This window comes from Streptomyces sp. DH12, from assembly GCF_020873895.1.
Lineage (GTDB): Bacteria > Actinomycetota > Actinomycetes > Streptomycetales > Streptomycetaceae > Streptomyces.
Genome location: NZ_JAHWGT010000557.1, coordinates 1 through 562 on the forward strand (window position 1 = coordinate 1; position 562 = coordinate 562).

The 562-nt window shown below is 77.8% G+C and carries 2 pseudogenes; both read right to left on the reverse strand.

What is annotated here, in order from left to right:
• Window positions 1-412, reverse strand: a pseudogene (locus LPA54_RS35750) (hypothetical protein); the annotation flags it as partial.
• Window positions 409-562: pseudogene (locus LPA54_RS35755) on the reverse strand (PadR family transcriptional regulator); the annotation flags it as partial. The pseudogenes LPA54_RS35750 and LPA54_RS35755, both read right to left, overlap by 4 nt.

The following is a 562-nucleotide window of genomic DNA, read 5'->3' on the forward strand; positions in this document are numbered from 1 at the left end:
GTCCGACGACGGCGGCCCACAGTCCGGCCCGCCACCGGCTGGTCAGCGCGGTGACGGCGCCGACGGCAACGAGCGCGGACGTGAACAGCCGCACGGTCCAGCTGTCGGCGTCGAGGGGCGGGAAGGCGGGGGAGAGGGACGCCGCGGTGTACCAGCGGCTCAGGTGCAGTCCGCAGTAGGCCGCCGCGACCCCGGCGACCTGCGGGGCGGCCTGTGCCAGCAGCCGCCCGGCCGCGCTCGAGGACGTCACCCCGCACCGCATGCGCAGGGCATGGCCGGCGATGTCGGCGGCCTCCCGGAGCCGGTCCGCGGCGCGGGCGCCGGCCATCGACTCACGGTGGACGGCGAGGATCTCCTGTCCGGCCTCGATCCGGTACCGGCGCGGATACAGCCGCAGGAGCGGCCCGATCACGTCTGCGTCGCCGGGCGGCCGGTGAGCCCGAGCCGGCGGGTGGCCTCGCGGGCGGTCGCGGCCATCCGGTCGGCCGCTGCCGACAGCGTCTCGCGCCCGGCCGGGGCGAGGGCGTACACCTTCCGGGCCCGCCCGTCGACGACTTCCTCC